Raw genomic sequence first — 15,562 nt, forward strand, 5'->3', positions numbered from 1 at the left:
CGTGCCACCGAGGGAGGCGTCTTGTGCGTATCGATCAACTTCAGCCTCCTCTGACGGCGGGGGCACCGCTCGAAATTCCACCGCCGCTGCGCGATAGCGTGTTGCGCCATCAGACGCACCTGCTCGCCCTGATCGACAGTCTGCGCGCGGCGGGCCTGGACGAGCTGACCGTCGATGCCAGCATTCGGGTGCTGGTCGAGAGCTATGCCGAAGATTTGGCCAGCGCCATTCATGCGATGATGAAAGACCAGTTACATGCTTGATTCAAAATTGCACGATGAAGATGCGCGGATTGCCGCGTTGCGCCGCCTCGGCGTGCTTGACACCGCGATCGAACAGCCGTTCGAAAAGATCGTCATGTTGGTGCGCACCGTGCTCCGCGTGCCGATGGCCGCAGTGACGCTTGTGGATCGGGAGCGCCAGTGGTTTAAAGCTAGCCGTGGGCTTGATGCAACCGAGACGCCCCGGTCGGTGTCTTTCTGCACTTATACGATCCAGCAGCGCGGTCCGATGATCATCGAGGACGCATCGCGCGATCCGCGCTTTGCCGATAACCCCTTGGTGGTAGGCCCCCCGTTCGTGCGCGCTTATGCCGGGATCCCGCTGCGGACGCCCGAGGGCTATAACGTGGGTGCCTTATGCGCGATCGACACCGAGCCCCGCACGTTCAGCCCCGCCGATATCGCCATTCTGCGCGATTTTGCCAACATTGTTTGTGACGAGCTGGAATTGCGGCTGATTGCGCAGCTCGATCACCTGACCGGCGCGCTCACGCGGCGCGGGTTCAGTGAACAAGCCGAACGCGAGTTGGCGCGCGCCGGGCGTTACGACCGGCCCGGCGCATTAGTGATGCTCGATGTTGATCATTTCAAGCGCGTCAACGATACATATGGGCACAGCATCGGCGACCAGGTGCTGCAACAGATTGCGGGCATTACCGAAGGCGCGCTCCGACCAAGTGACGTGTTCGGGCGATTGGGGGGCGAGGAGTTCGCGCTGCTGTTGCCCGAGACGAGCGGCGCCGAAGCAATGATGGTGGCGGAGCGGTTGCGTGAGGCGATTGCCGGGCACGCGATTCGGTTGCCCGATGGCGGTACGTTGCACGTCACGGCAAGTTTTGGGGTCGCCGAGTCGCCCGGGATCGCAACACTCGCGGCGTGGCTCGAACGCGCCGACGCGATGCTTTATGCGGCCAAATCGGGTGGCCGTAACCGGACGGAATTGGCCGAGCTGGTTTGACCGGCGCGCCGCGCGCGTTATCAGCCCCCGGCTAACGAATGAGGGAAATCATGAAGACGCGGATGTTCGGGATCCCCAATTGCGACACGGTGAAGAAGGCGCGCAGCTGGCTCGAGACGCACGGCGTGGCCTACGCCTTTCATGATTACAAGAAGGTGGGGATCGACGAAGCGACGCTGCGCAGATGGAGCGCGCAACTGGGGTGGGAGGCGCTACTCAACCGCAAGGGGACGACGTTTCGCAAGCTGCCCGAGGCGGAGCGCGCGCACCTGAATGAGGACAATGCGATCGCGCTGATGCTGGCCAGCCCGTCAATGATCAAACGCCCCGTAATCGAGCAGGGCACCGTGCTGCTGGCGGGGTTCGCGCCCGATACCTATCTGAAGCAGATCACCGGATAAGGAGAATGCGCATGCCCACGGCAAGTTGGAACGGCACGGTCATCGCCCAATCGGACGACACGGTCATCGTGGAGGGCAATCATTATTTCCCCGCCGATAGCGTGGCGGCGGATTTGCTCGAGGATAGCGCGACGCGCAGCCAGTGCCCGTGGAAGGGCGAGGCGCGATACAAGACCTTGGTGGTAGAAGGCGCTCGCAACGCGGATGCCGTGTGGTATTATCCCGACCCCAAGGCGGCTGCGGCGGAGATCAAGGGGCGCTACGCTTTTTGGAAGGGCGTCATCGTCGCTTAGCTCACTTTTGTCGACCCTGCGGTCGACAGTTGCCTTTCCGCAACGAAGCGCGCATTTTTCTTCGTAAATGGGAGGGCGGCATGACGGTATTGCGCAAGACGGCACCGGCACGGTTCTGGATCATCTCGCTGCTGATCACCTTATGGGGCGCGATCGGCGTTGCGGCCTTTTATCTCGACGTGACCACATCGCCCGCCGCTGTCGCGCAAATGTCCGATTATGACCGCACGCTGCGCGCCAGCCGCCCGGACTGGTTCATGTGGCTTTATGGCGCGGCGACCTGGGCCGGGCTGCTGGGCGGGTTGCTATTGCTGCGGAGGCTGGTGGTGGCGCGCGCGGTGCTGATCGTCGCGCTGGTGCTGGTTGTGGCGATGTTCGGCTATATCTTCGCGGTGACCGATCTGATTGCGGTGAAGGGCGTCGTAACCGCGGCGGGCTTCCCGATTGCGCTGGTGCTGATCGCCGCGGCGCAGATCTGGTTTGCCACCCACGCACGACGCCACGGCTGGATCGTCTAGCGCCGCACCGGCTTGGGCTGGCAACGCGGCTGCCGATCCGCTAGCCAAGCGACCATGTCCACGACCTTCACGATCGACACATCAACCAGCCGCGCCAACCCGACGCCCGCGCCGATGAAGCGGCTGACCGTGCCGGCGATCCAGCGCCGCAAGGGCCAGGAGCCGCTGGTGATGCTGACGGCCTATACCGTGCGGATGGCGCAGCTGCTCGATCCGCATTGCGATCTGCTCCTCGTGGGGGACAGTCTGGGGCAGGTGATTTACGGATTGCCCTCCACGCTGGCGGTAACGCTCGACATGATGTGCGCGCATGGCGCCGCGGTGGTGCGGGGTAGCTATCATGCCGTGGTGGTGATCGACATGCCGTTCGGCACGTACGAGCCGAGCCCCGAGCAAGCATTCGTCTCGGCCGCGCGGATCATGGCCGAGACCGGCGCCGCGGCGGTGAAGATGGAGGGCGGCGAAGCGATGGCGCCGACCGTCGCGTTCCTCACCGCGCGAGGCATTCCGGTGATGGGGCATATAGGCCTTACCCCGCAGGCGGTGAACGCGCTGGGCGGCTATGGCGCGCGCGGGCGCAGCAACGCCGAACACGCCAAAATTATCGGCGATGCGCGCGCCATCGCCGATGCCGGTGCATTCGCGATCGTCGCGGAAGGCGTGATCGAGCCGCTGGCCAAGGCGATCGTGGCTGAAGTGTCGTGCCCGGTGATCGGCATCGGCGCGTCGGCCGATTGCGATGGGCAGGTGTTGGTGACGGAGGATATGCTCGGCATGTTCGAACGCACCGCGCGGTTCGTAAAGAAGTTCGACGACTTGGCAGGTCGTATTTCCGCCGCGGTGGAAACCTATGCCGCCGATGTACGATCGCGCACCTTTCCGGGGCCGGAGCAGACGTACCAGCCTAAGGATTGATTCTCTTCCCCTTAGCCGGGCGCGCGGCTAAGGTCCGCGCCTTCCTGCCCCTATTCAATTGTTGTATCTGGAGCCTGCCTTGGCCGTCCCGCCGAAAACCGACGAAGCATTCCTGCGTGAGGTCGATGAAGAACTGCGCCGTGACCAGCTGACCAGCGTGTGGACGCGCTATGGGCGCTGGATCATCGTGGCCATCCTGGCGGCGCTCGCGCTGTTCGCGGGTTTCCTATACTGGCGGCATCAGCAAACCGAAGCCGCCGGTATCGCGGGGGAGCAATTGCAGGCCGGGTTCGACGCACTGGCTGCCAAGCCCGATACGGTGCCGCCGCAGCTCACCACGCTGGCTGATTCCAAGGTCGAAGGGTACCGCGTCACTGCGCGCTTTTTGCAGGCCGATCAATTGTTGCTGAAGCAGGATTTGAAGGGCGCCGCGGCGATCTTCGCCAGTGTGGCGGCGGATACGTCGGTGTCGCAGCCGTTCCGCGATCTGGCGTTGATCCGGCAGACCAGTGCCGAATTCGATACGCTGAAGCCTGATGTCGTGGTGACGCGGCTCAAGCCGTTGGCGCTGGCGGACAATGCCTATTTTGGCAGCGCCGGTGAATTGCTCGCCGCGGCCTATCTACGCATGAATCGCAAGGATCTGGCAGCGCAAATGTTCGCCGGCATCGCGCGCAGCGACAAGGTGCCCGAAACGATCCGTCTACGTGCGGTTCAGATGTCGGGTGCCATGGGCGTCGATGCGATCGACCAGACCGAGGAAAAGAAGGCTCCATGATGACCAGCAATCGCGCGACCGGGCTGAAGACTTCCGTCGCGATCGCCGCATTGATCGCGCTGAGCGCGTGCGGCATCTTCAAGGGCGGCAAAAGCAAGACTCCGGTGCTCGGCGATCGTGTGCCGATCCTGCTGTCCGAAGCCGCTGTCGAGGCGGATAAAACGCTGGCGACAGTCCAAGTGCTGTTGCCGCCCGCCGAGACCAATACGGATTGGACGCAGCCCGGCGGCAATGCCGCCAAGGCAATGGGGCAGCTTGCCTTGCCGGATACACTGACGCGCGCCTGGACCGCGCAGATCAACGGCGGGAGCAATCGCCAGCGGCTGGCCGCACCGCCGGTCGTATCGGCCAATCGCTTGTATGCGATGGACGTCGATGGCGTGGTGCATGCCTTCGCCGCCGATACCGGTGCGAAGATCTGGGCGACCGACATCGTCAAGGGGGATGAGAATAAGTCGGCGCGCTTCGGCGGCGGCGTGAGCTTCGATGATGGCAAGGTCTATGCCACCGATGGCCTGGGCGACGTGGTCGCGCTGGACGCGGCAAACGGTGCCGAAGTGTGGCGTGCCAAGCCGGGTGGACCGCTGCGCGGATCGCCGACGATTGCTTATGGCAATGTGTATGTATTGAGCCAGGACAACCAATTGTTTGCACTCAATCAGGCCGATGGCAAGACCGCCTGGGGTGCTTCGGGCAGCCTCGAGTCGCAAGGCGTGTTCGGTGTGGCGGCGCCAGCGGCGAGCTCCGGCACAATCGTGGCCGGTTTCTCATCGGGCGAGCTCAATGCTTATCGTTACGAGAATGGCCGTGCCTTGTGGCAGGATGCATTGTCGCGCTCAGCCATTTCGACCTCGGTGTCGTCGCTAGCCGATATCGATGCCGCCCCGGTGATCGATCAGGGCCGCGTTTACGCCGTCGGGCAAGGCGGGCGTACGGTCGCGATCGATATCGGCACCGGGCGGCGCATCTGGTCGCAGAATTTCGCGGGTATTTCGACGCCGTCGATCGCCGGTGAATGGCTGTTCCTGGTAACCGACGATGCCAAATTGGTCTGCCTGTCGCGCGCCTCCGGCGCGGTGCGCTGGATCAGCCAGTTGAAAGGTTTCGACAACGAAAAGAAGCGCTCGGGCGCGATCACCTGGTTTGGGCCGGTGGTGGCGGGCAATCGCTTACTGGTGACCAATTCGAACGGCGAGATCGTCTCGGCGTCGGTCAGCGATGGTTCGTTGGGGACAGTGATCAAGAGCGCTGATCCGTTCAATCTGGCACCGATCGTGGCCAACAATACGCTGTACGTGCTGGATATGAAGGGCAAGATTTCGGCCTACCGGTAAGCCTACTGGCAGTTTGTCACCGCTTCATGGCGCACTACCCCGGCGGACGCCGGGGTAGTAGTGGGGTGGCCATTCACGCCACGTGACCTTTGCCGCCAACCGGGCTAAGGGCACGCCATGTCCAAACTCCCTGTGGTCGCGATTATCGGCCGGCCGAACGTCGGCAAATCAACTCTGTTCAACCGCCTCGTCGGCAAGAAGCTGGCGCTGGTCGACGATCGCCCCGGCGTGACGCGTGATCGCCGCGAGGGTGATGCGACGCTCGTCGGCGTCGAATTCCGCATCATCGATACCGCCGGTTACGAAGACGAGGACGCGGCGACGCTGCCCGGGCGCATGCGCCAGCAGACCGAAGCGGCGGTGGCGCAAGCCGATGTCGCGCTGTTCATGTTCGACGCACGCGTCGGGATCGTGCCGCTGGAGGAAGAGATTTCGCGCTGGCTGCGCGGCTCGGACACGCCGATCATCCTCGTCGCCAATAAGGCGGAAGGCAAAGCGGGCGAATCCGGCATCCTCGAATCCCTGTCGCTTGGCTATGGCGATCCGGTGCAGCTCTCCGCCGAACATGGCGAGGGCATGGGCGATCTGTTCGAGGCGCTGCAGCCATTTATTGATATCGAGCCGATCGAGGAAGAGCCCGAATTCGACGAAGACGATCTCAGCGCGCCGCTCAAGCTCGCCATCGTCGGGCGCCCCAATGCCGGCAAATCGACACTGATCAACCGCATCCTCGGCGAAGAGCGGCTGATCACCGGCCCCGAAGCAGGCATCACACGCGATTCGATCGCGGTCGACTGGACCTGGACCGACGAGCATGGCGAGCCGCGCGCGGTGCGGCTGATCGACACGGCGGGGATGCGCAAGCGTGCTAACGTGCAGGACAAGCTGGAGAAGATGTCCGTTGCCGATGCGTTGCACGCGATCGATTTCGCCGAAGTCGTCGTGCTGCTGCTGGATGCGACGCGGGGGCTGGAATCGCAGGATCTGCGGATCGCCGATGCGGCGCTGCAGGAAGGGCGCGCGGTGATCGTGGCGCTCAACAAATGGGATGTCGCGGAACATGCCAGTTCGCTGTTCAACGGCGTCAAGGCGGCGCTGGAAGAGGGTTTGAGCCAGGCGCGGGGCATTCCCGTGCTGACCGTGTCGGCGGCGACGGGCAAGGGGCTCGACATGCTGCTCAAGGTGGCGTTCGAGACGCGCGAGATTTGGTCCAAGCGCGTCGGCACAGGGGAGCTCAACCGCTGGTTCGAAAAAGCCGTGGATGCCAATCCGCCGCCGGCGCCGGGCGGCAAGCGCATCAAGCTGCGCTATCTGACGCAGGCTAAGACGCGGCCGCCGGGCTTCATCCTGTTCGGCACGCGCGTCGATCAGCTGCCAATGAGTTATCAGCGGTATCTGATCAACGGCATCCGTCGGGATCTCGGCTTTGGTGCCGTGCCGGTGCGGCTGACGTTGCGCGCGCCCAAAAATCCTTTCGATCAGTAATTGGCTGTTTTAGCGCCCGATCCTGAGCTTCAGTTAGTGGAACAGCATGGATCAATACTATTTGGTAACTGACATGAACGAATCCTTTACTTAACCTGAATAAACTTGGCGTTCGACCGGCTGATCATGGCGCGACGATAAGGAGGAACGCCGATGGTTTTCGAGGACGGCTCGTTGGTGGACTGGAGAATATTCCAACACGCGCGTAGCGAGCTGGCGTCGGATTTCCCGCGCATACTTGGCTATTTCCGCGAGGATGGGGTTAAATCGCTCAACTCGATCGAGGAGGCGATGCGCGCTCTTAATGCTGCAGCGATGGTTGTGCCCGCGCACACGCTGAAGGGCGACTCGAGTATGTTTGGCGCAATGCCGCTGGCAACGCTGGCAGAGGCGATCGAAGATATCGCTCGCCTCTGCCTTGAGGCGCAGGAAACGCCCGGCGAGGCGTTGGAATATGTCGCCGCGCTTCGCCCGTTGTTCGTACGGACGTTGGCGCTGCTGGAGCGGGAGATCAGCCCGCTGCTGGTGGAGCGTCGCCCGGCCATGGTTTTTGGTCGGCGGATGCTGTGACGACTCCCCCCCGGGGGATTTGTCGAGCGGCTGACCAGCTCGGTCTTTCGCACCGCTGATTTTCAAGCAGAGCGCACGCTACGCATCGTCACCCTCGGCCCGGAGCCGTGCTCGCGCCTGTTAGACTAGCTGCCCATGGCTCAATGTCGGTTCTAGCCCGGGGGACGATGTGAAACTCCCGCCCCCCGCACCAGATGCTCTCCAGCGCGGTAGCGCGGATGGGTCAGGCGATCTCTTCGTTAGCCGGCTTGCTTTGCAGCTGGACGTAGTTTTCTATGCCCATGCGCTGGATCATTTCGAACTGACGTTCGAGCGTATCTACGTGCTCCTCCTCGCTGTCGAGAATGCGGCGGAACAGATCGCGGCTGACATAATCGCGGACCTTTTCACAATGCTCAATCGCGTCACGCAGCGGGGGTAGGGCCTCCATTTCGAGATCGAGATCGGCCTGCAGCACTTCCTGCACCGATTCACCGATGCGAAGGCGGCCGAGCAGCTGGAAATTGGGCAGGCCATCGAGGAACAGGATGCGCTCGGCGACCCAATCGGCGTGCTTCATCTCATCGATCGATTCGTGCTTCTCGAACTCGGCGAGCTTGCGCACCCCCCAATGATCGTACAGCCGGTAATGCAGCCAATATTGGTTGATCGCGGTAAGCTCGTTCTTGAGCACCTCGTTCAGATAGTCGATGACCTTGGGGTCGCCACGCATGTCTCTACTCCGTTGTTGCGCAACTCATAGCGCGAACGGGCGCGTAACGACAGGCGAAAGTGACGTATTTCCGCGGGTTTCGGCCGCTGCGACTGTTACGCAGCAGCACGTTCCGCATCGATAATGGATCGCGCGAACGGCACGCACTGGCCGCATTTGGGCTGACGACCAAGGCTGCGATAGGCTTGGCATGCGCTGGTCGCGCCGTTGCGTGCGGCTTCCCGAACCTGGGTCTCCCGAATGGCATTACAGACGCACACGACCATGAGCATTCCCTCCGCGTAGGAAGGTATGCAGCTAATGCGACTTGTTCGCAAGCGGTATTGCGGGTGATTCGCATTTACTTTCGCCGCCTCGGGTTTGACCCAAGGTCCCGACGCTTGGCCGCGCAAGAAGAAGCGGGATCCCGGCGCAAGGCCGGGATGACGGCAGGGTAGAGGTAGGGGTAGGGGCGGGCGATTTGCCTCAGGCGAGCTTATCCTCCGCGCCCATCAGCGTGGGGAAGAAGCCTTCGTGCACCGCGCGCAGCGCGGCGATGGTGACGGTCCAGTCGCCTTCGTCCAGCTCGAAGATCAGGCGATCGTGGATCACCCGGCCAAGCGGATCGGCCGGGACATCGGCCTTGTGCGCGGCGACCATGAAATCGGCCAGGCAGGTGTCGCAGACGGTGACGACATAGACGCCCTGATCCTCGCCGAACAGCGAGCCGGCGATGCCGAACGGCTGCGGCTCAGTAACCAATACGCCGAGATCGGAGGCGAGCGCCATTTCCGCGAGCGTGACGGCGAGGCCGCCATCGGACACGTCATGGCAGGCAGTGATGGCGCCGTTCTGGATCTGCGCGCGGATGAAATCGCCGGTGCGGCGTTCGGCGGCGAGATCGACCGGGGGCGGGGGGCCATCCTCGCGGCCGTGCAGTTCGCGCAGCCACAGTGACTGGCCGAGATCGCCGCCGCGCTCACCGATCACGAGCACGGTGTCGCCGGTGCCCTTGAAGCCGATCGTGCAGCTTTTCGACCAATCGGCGAGCAGGCCCAATCCGCCGATCGCGGGCGTCGGCAGGATGGCGGAGCCGCCGCCGGTGGCCTTGCTTTCATTGTACAGCGACACGTTGCCGCTTACGATCGGGAAATCGAGCGCGCGGCAGGCATCGCCCATGCCCTCGAGGCAGCCGACGAGCTGGCCCATGATCTCGGGCCGCTGCGGATTGGCGAAATTGAGGCAATTGGTCACGGCGAGCGGGGTCGCGCCGACCGCGGTGAGATTGCGCCATGCCTCGGCAATGGCCTGTTTACCGCCCTCGACGGGATCGGCGAAGCAGTAGCGCGGCGTGCAATCGGTGGTCATCGCCAGACCCTTTTGAGTGCCGTGAACGCGCACCACCGCGGCATCGCCGCCGGGGCGCTGCACCGTATCGGCGCCGACCTGCGTGTCATACTGTTCCCAGATCCAGCGCCGGCTGGCGATATCGGGCGAGCCCATCAGCGTGATGAGATCGGCGACGGGATCCGTGCTTTCGGGCGCGTCGGTCAGATCGGGGCGCTTAGGCGTGGGAACGTGCGGGCGATCGTAGAGCGGGGCATCGTCGGCCAGCGGCCCGAGCGGGATATCGGCGACGACATCGCCCTGCCACTTGAGCACCATCCGCCCGGTATCGGTGACATGACCGATCACCGCGAAATCGAGCTCCCATTTGCGGAAGATCGCCTCGGCGAAATCCTCACGGCCGGGTTTCAGCACCATGAGCATGCGCTCCTGGCTCTCGCTCAGCATCATCTCATAGGGCGTCATTCCGGTTTCGCGCTGCGGCACATCGTCCATGATTAATTCGATGCCGACGCCGCCCTTGCTCGCCATCTCGACCGAGGAGGAGGTGAGGCCCGCCGCGCCCATATCCTGGATGGCGACGATCGCATCGGAGGCCATCAATTCGAGACACGCCTCGATGAGCAGTTTCTCGGTGAAGGGATCGCCGACCTGCACGGTGGGGCGCTTGGCCTCGGCATCCTCGCCGAAATCGGCGCTGGCCATGGTCGCGCCGTGGATCCCGTCGCGCCCGGTCTTGGAGCCGACATAGACGATCGAATTGCCGATGCCCGAAGCCGCGGAATAGAAAATCTTGTCCTGCTCGGCGACGCCGACGGTCATCGCGTTGACCAGGATGTTGCCATCATAAGCGGGGTGGAAATTGACCTCGCCACCGACCGTGGGCACGCCGACGCAATTGCCATAGCCGCCGATACCGTGAACCACGCCGGCGATCAGATGCCGCATCTTGGGATGATCGGGGCGGCCAAAGCGCAGCGCATTGAGATTGGCGACGGGGCGGGCGCCCATCGTGAACACATCGCGGAGGATTCCGCCGACGCCCGTCGCTGCGCCTTGATACGGTTCTATATAGGAGGGATGGTTATGGCTCTCCATCTTGAAGATCGCGGCCTGGCCGTCCCCGATATCGACCACGCCGGCATTCTCGCCCGGGCCGCAAATAACCTGCGGACCTTCGGTGGGGAGCTTCTTGAGATGGATGCGGCTCGATTTGTAGCTGCAATGCTCCGACCACATGACCGAGAAGATGCCGAGCTCGGTAATGTTAGGCTCCCGCCCCATGGCGGCGAGCACACGCTCATATTCATCGGCGGACAGGCCGTGATCGGCCACGATTTGCGGAGTGATACCAGTCATGTCGGGTGCAATAGCGGCACGTGCGCCCTGCGTCACCCCAGACATGCGAGCGTCCGAGCCACAGAAATAGAATTGATATATATCAATTTTCTTGCCGTTGGGACTTTATGACATTAACCATGGCGACCAAAGGGCATCTCCAGCATGTATCGCCATCGTCATCTGATCGCACTGCTGCCGGATGCTGGGACGCCGCTGCCGGCCTGGCATCGCGAGGACACGCCATTTCTGCCTTCGCTTCCCGCAGCGTGGCAGTGTGATTTAGCGACGGATAGGCTGAGTTGGTCGATCGGCGTGTTCGACCTTTTCGGTATCCCGCGTGATGCAGCGATCGATCGGCGCTCGACGCTTGACTTGTATATGCCCGAATCGCGGCTGAAGCTGGAACAGGTGCGCGCGGCGGCGCTGGAGACGGGCGGCAGCTTTACCATCGAGGTGCAGATTCGTCGCGTAGATGGCGAATTGCGCTGGATTAGGATTTCTGCCGCAGTGCAATGCGAAAATGGGCGCCCCACGGTGATTCATGGCACAAAGCAGGATATCACTGCCGAGATGGCAGGATATCGCTCGATCCTGGAGCCGATGATACCGCGCGGGGGATAACCCTGGCGGCGGCAATCAGCGCCGCCGCCAAAGCCAACGCCAAGGACGACGGAACAGCCCACGTTTGCTGAACCCTTCGAACATTTCGGCTGGCCCTTCGGGATCGAGCACCTCGTTATCGGCGAGCCATTTCTCGACCGCGCCAACATCCGGCACTTCATAATCGATAAGGCTACGCCCCTCGCCGCGGAGACCCTCGATCGCCGCGATCAGCGAGCCCGTCTCGATGATGCGCGCCGCCACCAGTTCGGGGGCGACACCCAGATGTTCGGCGATCAGCCCGTCGCGGATCGAGATGATACAGGCACGATCGGCGCCGTGATCGGCATCGATTGTCACGTCGCACTCGGTATCGAGCCGCATCGACCGATTGTTGAAATTGGACGACCCGACGCGCAGCACTTCATCGTCGATGACCAGAATCTTGGCGTGAACATAGATCGGCTCGCCGCCCGCAGTGACCGGGTGATACATCCGCAGCCGCTGATGTACGTCGCGGTGGCGGAGCGCCTCGATCAGCCGGGCGCGCGCGCTATCCATCGCGATCGGCTCAAGCCAGCCTTGCGCCGTCGTTGGGTTGATGATGACGATTTCGGGGCCGTCGGGTTCGTCGAGCCGGCGCGCAAGCGCTTCGGCGATCTTGCGCGAGGCGAAATATTGGCTCTCGGCATAAATCGTGCGCTTGGCGCTGGCGATGAGATCGAGATACAGATGCTCGATCTCGAGCACGGGCTGGCGATCGGGCATTTCCGGCTCGGAGCGCGAAATCGCCACTTCGACATCGGTGAAATCGATTTCCAGCGCCTCGGGCCAGCAATCCTCGGCTTGGGCAGGCGCCGGAAGACGCCCGCCACCGGCCAATTCCCAACGATCGCGGCACAGTTCGCCAAGCGCCTTGGCAACGGGGCCAGCGAGCGCGGTGGTGGCGTCGTGCCACGGCTTATATTGTTTCTTGCCGCCGGGCACGGTGCGGTGTGGCTGATCATCGCGATGCTCGCGCGTGTCCCACCGCTCGGAGGTCATGTCGATGCCGCCGGCAAAGGCCAGGCAATCGTCGATCACGATAATTTTCTGGTGATGCGAGCCCCCGAACGGATGATAACCGTCGAGCTTAGTGGCAATGCGCTTGTGCATCATCCATTTGGCGATGGTGAAGATGGTCGAGCCGCGGCCCAATGTCTTGATCGCGCCGGTATCCCAGCGCAGCGTGTACACGCGGAGACCGGGATTGCGCTGGACCAGCCAGTAGATGAAATCGCCAATCGTGCGCGGCGCGCCATCGCTGACATCGCCGTCGGGGGTGAGATCGATGCGCGCATCGAAATCCCAGCCGACCAGCAAGATCTGCGAGCGTGCCTTGAGCATCGCGGCGCGCGCCATCTTGAAATAGCGTTCCGCGTCGACGATCACGGTCGCGCGCGTGGCGGGTTCGATGCGCCAGCAATTGCGGCCGGGTTCCAGGATGCTCACAGTCTCGCCCGCACGTGGAATGCCCCCTGGTTGTTCGGGCAGATGCCCCTAGAAACCGTCACCCCGGACTTGTTCCGGGGTCCACCGGGCCGCACTGCCGGACCTGTTTCCGGGGAGCCGCCAGGCCGCTTGGTGGACCCCGGACCAAGTCCGGGGTGACGGGAAAAGCGCCGGTCAGTCGTCTTGTTTCGCCAGCCATTCCTCCAGCCATTTGATCGTATAATCACCGGCCTGGAAATCGGGATCGTCGAGCAATGCCTGATGCAGCGGGATGGTCGTGGTCGGGCCTTCGATGACGAATTCCTGCAGCGCTCGGCGCAGGCGGCGCAGCGCGCCGTTGCGCGTCGTGCCGTAAACGATCAGCTTGGCGATCATCGAATCGTAATAAGGCGGCACGCGGTATCCGGTGTACAGCCCGCTATCGACGCGAACGTGCATGCCGCCCGGCGCGTGGAACATCTTCACCAGGCCGGGCGAGGGCGCGAAGGTGCGGGGATCCTCGGCATTGATGCGGCATTCGATGGCGTGGCCGCGGAACACCACATCCTGCTGGCGCAGCGTCAGCGGGCGGCCTTCGGCGATCTGGATCTGCTCGCGCACCAGATCGAGCCCGGTGATCATCTCGGTGACGGGATGCTCGACCTGCAGCCGCGTGTTCATCTCGATGAAGTAGAACTCGCCGTCTTCCCATAGGAACTCGATCGTGCCGGCGCCACGATAGGCCATATCGGCCATCGCCTTGCTGCACACCGCGCCCATGCGCTCGCGGTCTTCCTGGCCAAGCACGGGGGAGGGGGCTTCCTCGAGCACTTTCTGGTGGCGGCGCTGCAGGCTGCAATCGCGCTCGCCCAGATGAATGGCATTGCCATTGCCATCGCCGAACACCTGAAATTCGATGTGCCGCGGATTGCCGAGATACTTTTCCATATAGACGGTGGCATCGCCGAACGCCGCCTTGGCCTCGCTGCCCGCCTGGCTCATCAGCGTTTCGAGCTGATCTTCTGACGTGCACACCTTCATGCCGCGCCCGCCGCCACCCGAGGCGGCCTTGATGATTACCGGATAGCCGATGCGCGCGGCGATTTCCTTCGCCTCGGTGACGTCGCTGATCGCGCCATCCGAGCCGGGGACCAGCGGCAGGCCGAGCCGCCCGGCAGTGCGCTTGGCCTCGACCTTGTCGCCCATCGTGACGATATGTTCGGGCTTGGGGCCGACAAAGATGATGCCGTGGGCCTCGACGATCTCGGCGAACTTGGCGTTTTCGCTCAGAAAGCCATAGCCCGGATGGATCGCATCGGCGCCGCTGATCTCGGCCGCCGAGATGATGTTGGCGATGTTGAGATAGGATTCGGCGGCGGCCGGCGGTCCGATGCAGATCGCCTGATTGGCGAGCCGCACGTGCATCGCATCGGCATCCGCGGTGGAATGCACCGCGACCGTCTCGATGCCCATTTCGTGGCACGCGCGGTGGATGCGGAGCGCAATCTCGCCGCGATTGGCGATCAGCAGTTTCTTGATCTTGGGCATCGAGCTTACGAGACCACCACGAGCGGCTGGTCGAACTCGACCGGCTGCTTGTCCTGCACCAGAATCGCGGTGACGGTGCCGGCGCTGGGCGCGAGGATCGGGTTCATCACCTTCATGGCTTCGACGATCAGCAGCGTGTCCCCCGCGGCGACCTTGTCACCGATCGCGACGAACGGCCGCGCGGTGGGATCGGACGACAGATAGGCGGTGCCGACCATCGGCGATTTGACCGCATCGGTGGGGATCGCGGCAGGCGCGGGATCGCTGGCGACGGGTGTGCTGGCGCTCGCCAGCGGCGTCGGCGCGGGCGCATAATGGACCGGCGCAGCGACCGGCGCGGCGGCGGCGGCCTTCCGCGCGATGCGGATCTTGCGCCCGCCATCCTCGACCTCGATCTCGGTCAGCGAGGTGTCATCGAGCAGCTGCGCGAGCTGACGCACCAGATCGACATCGATCCGCATGCCATCGGTTTCGGTAATATCGGTCATGCGACCCTGAACTCCATTTATACGGGAACCCCATTCCCTTTATCGGCGGCGTCCTGTCAGAGTCGCGCGGCAGCTTCAAGCGCCAGCACGTAGGAAAGCGCGCCGAACCCGGCGATGGTTCCACGAGCGGCACGGCTGATATGGCTACGGTGGCGGAAAGATTCGCGCGCGTGCGGATTGGACAGATGCACTTCGATGACGGGCGTGACGATCGCCTTCATGGCATCGAGAATCGCGATCGAGGTGTGCGTATAGGCGCCGGCGTTGAGGATCACCGCCCTTGCCCCCTCGGCCTGCGCCTCATGCAGCCAATCGACCAGATGCCCTTCGTGATTCGACTGCCGCATGTCGATGCGCAGATCGAGCTCGCGGGCGCGATCCTCAAGCATGCCGGCGATATCGTCGAGCGTGTCATCGCCGTAAATTTCGGGTTCGCGCAGGCCGAGCAGGTTCAGATTCGGGCCGTTCAGCACATAGATGGTGTCGGTCACGGGCGGCTTTCGATTGAAGGTGTGTCGGTCGCAACCCTATATGACTGGGACGA

The 15,562-nt window shown here is 63.2% G+C and carries 18 protein-coding genes; 11 read left to right on the top strand and 7 right to left on the bottom strand.

Features of this window, described 5'->3' with window-relative positions:
• Window positions 1-23 precede the first annotated feature (23 nt).
• From ABC969_RS13740 to ABC969_RS13785, 10 genes are all read left to right on the top strand, one after another.
• Entirely contained in the window at window positions 24-263 is a 240-nt protein-coding gene (locus tag ABC969_RS13740; protein WP_345865654.1) for a hypothetical protein, read from the top strand.
• Window positions 256-1,239 carry a GGDEF domain-containing protein gene (locus tag ABC969_RS13745; protein ID WP_345865656.1) on the top strand — a complete coding sequence of 328 codons (984 nt, stop codon included), beginning with the start codon at window positions 256-258 and terminating at the stop codon, window positions 1,237-1,239. The genes ABC969_RS13740 and ABC969_RS13745 overlap by 8 nt, the downstream gene beginning before the upstream one ends.
• 50 nt (window positions 1,240-1,289) lie before the next feature.
• Window positions 1,290-1,640, top strand: coding sequence for an ArsC family reductase (locus tag ABC969_RS13750; RefSeq protein ID WP_345865657.1), 351 nt, complete (start codon window positions 1,290-1,292; stop codon window positions 1,638-1,640).
• An 11-nt stretch (window positions 1,641-1,651) separates the two neighbouring features.
• The gene (locus ABC969_RS13755; protein ID WP_345865658.1) at window positions 1,652-1,933 is read left to right on the top strand and encodes a DUF427 domain-containing protein; all 282 of its coding nucleotides are present in this window, start codon (window positions 1,652-1,654) and stop codon (window positions 1,931-1,933) included.
• Between the two features lie 80 nt (window positions 1,934-2,013).
• Window positions 2,014-2,451, top strand: coding sequence for a hypothetical protein (locus ABC969_RS13760; protein WP_345865659.1), 438 nt, complete (start codon window positions 2,014-2,016; stop codon window positions 2,449-2,451).
• A 54-nt stretch (window positions 2,452-2,505) separates the two neighbouring features.
• Entirely contained in the window at window positions 2,506-3,366 is an 861-nt protein-coding gene (gene panB / locus ABC969_RS13765) for a 3-methyl-2-oxobutanoate hydroxymethyltransferase (RefSeq protein ID WP_345865661.1), read from the top strand.
• Window positions 3,367-3,445: 79 nt separating this feature from the next.
• Window positions 3,446-4,144: a tetratricopeptide repeat protein gene (locus tag ABC969_RS13770; protein ID WP_345865662.1), complete on the top strand. Its 699-nt coding sequence runs from the start codon at window positions 3,446-3,448 to the stop codon at window positions 4,142-4,144.
• Entirely contained in the window at window positions 4,144-5,478 is a 1,335-nt protein-coding gene (locus tag ABC969_RS13775) for an outer membrane protein assembly factor BamB family protein (protein WP_380808137.1), read from the top strand. The genes ABC969_RS13770 and ABC969_RS13775 overlap by 1 nt, the downstream gene beginning before the upstream one ends.
• A gap of 117 nt (window positions 5,479-5,595) precedes the next feature.
• The gene (gene der / locus ABC969_RS13780; protein WP_345865666.1) at window positions 5,596-6,963 is read left to right on the top strand and encodes a ribosome biogenesis GTPase Der; all 1,368 of its coding nucleotides are present in this window, start codon (window positions 5,596-5,598) and stop codon (window positions 6,961-6,963) included.
• 153 nt (window positions 6,964-7,116) lie between these two features.
• Window positions 7,117-7,533 carry an Hpt domain-containing protein gene (locus ABC969_RS13785; RefSeq protein ID WP_345865668.1) on the top strand — a complete coding sequence of 139 codons (417 nt, stop codon included), beginning with the start codon at window positions 7,117-7,119 and terminating at the stop codon, window positions 7,531-7,533.
• Window positions 7,534-7,756: 223 nt separating this feature from the next.
• Here ABC969_RS13785 and bfr read toward each other — a convergent pair whose 3' ends face one another.
• From bfr to purL, 3 genes are all read right to left on the bottom strand, one after another.
• Window positions 7,757-8,245 carry a bacterioferritin gene (bfr, locus tag ABC969_RS13790; protein ID WP_345865670.1) on the bottom strand — a complete coding sequence of 163 codons (489 nt, stop codon included), beginning with the start codon at window positions 8,243-8,245 and terminating at the stop codon, window positions 7,757-7,759.
• 95 nt (window positions 8,246-8,340) lie between these two features.
• The gene (locus ABC969_RS13795; protein ID WP_082472903.1) at window positions 8,341-8,511 is read right to left on the bottom strand and encodes a (2Fe-2S)-binding protein; all 171 of its coding nucleotides are present in this window, start codon (window positions 8,509-8,511) and stop codon (window positions 8,341-8,343) included.
• 199 nt (window positions 8,512-8,710) lie between these two features.
• The gene (gene purL, locus ABC969_RS13800; RefSeq protein ID WP_345865672.1) at window positions 8,711-10,930 is read right to left on the bottom strand and encodes a phosphoribosylformylglycinamidine synthase subunit PurL; all 2,220 of its coding nucleotides are present in this window, start codon (window positions 10,928-10,930) and stop codon (window positions 8,711-8,713) included.
• Between the two features lie 144 nt (window positions 10,931-11,074).
• On the opposite strand from purL, the gene ABC969_RS13805 reads away from it, so the two are divergent.
• Window positions 11,075-11,533 (top strand): PAS domain-containing protein, encoded by a 459-nt coding sequence (locus ABC969_RS13805; protein ID WP_345865673.1) that lies wholly within the window; start codon window positions 11,075-11,077, stop codon window positions 11,531-11,533.
• 15 nt (window positions 11,534-11,548) lie between these two features.
• On the opposite strand, the gene ABC969_RS13810 is transcribed toward ABC969_RS13805, so the two are convergent.
• The 4 genes from ABC969_RS13810 to aroQ form a co-directional block, all read right to left on the bottom strand.
• Window positions 11,549-13,003, bottom strand: coding sequence for a phospholipase D-like domain-containing protein (locus ABC969_RS13810; RefSeq protein ID WP_380807838.1), 1,455 nt, complete (start codon window positions 13,001-13,003; stop codon window positions 11,549-11,551).
• Window positions 13,004-13,177: 174 nt separating this feature from the next.
• Entirely contained in the window at window positions 13,178-14,530 is a 1,353-nt protein-coding gene (accC, locus tag ABC969_RS13815; RefSeq protein ID WP_345865675.1) for an acetyl-CoA carboxylase biotin carboxylase subunit, read from the bottom strand.
• A 5-nt stretch (window positions 14,531-14,535) separates the two neighbouring features.
• The gene (gene accB / locus ABC969_RS13820; protein ID WP_345865677.1) at window positions 14,536-15,018 is read right to left on the bottom strand and encodes an acetyl-CoA carboxylase biotin carboxyl carrier protein; all 483 of its coding nucleotides are present in this window, start codon (window positions 15,016-15,018) and stop codon (window positions 14,536-14,538) included.
• A 56-nt stretch (window positions 15,019-15,074) separates the two neighbouring features.
• On the bottom strand, window positions 15,075-15,509 hold the full coding sequence (gene aroQ, locus ABC969_RS13825) for a type II 3-dehydroquinate dehydratase (protein WP_345865679.1): 435 nt from the start codon (window positions 15,507-15,509) through the stop codon (window positions 15,075-15,077).
• Window positions 15,510-15,562 lie beyond the last annotated feature (53 nt).

The organism is Sphingomonas qilianensis, assembly GCF_039614825.1.
Taxonomy (GTDB): domain Bacteria; phylum Pseudomonadota; class Alphaproteobacteria; order Sphingomonadales; family Sphingomonadaceae; genus Sphingomonas; species Sphingomonas qilianensis.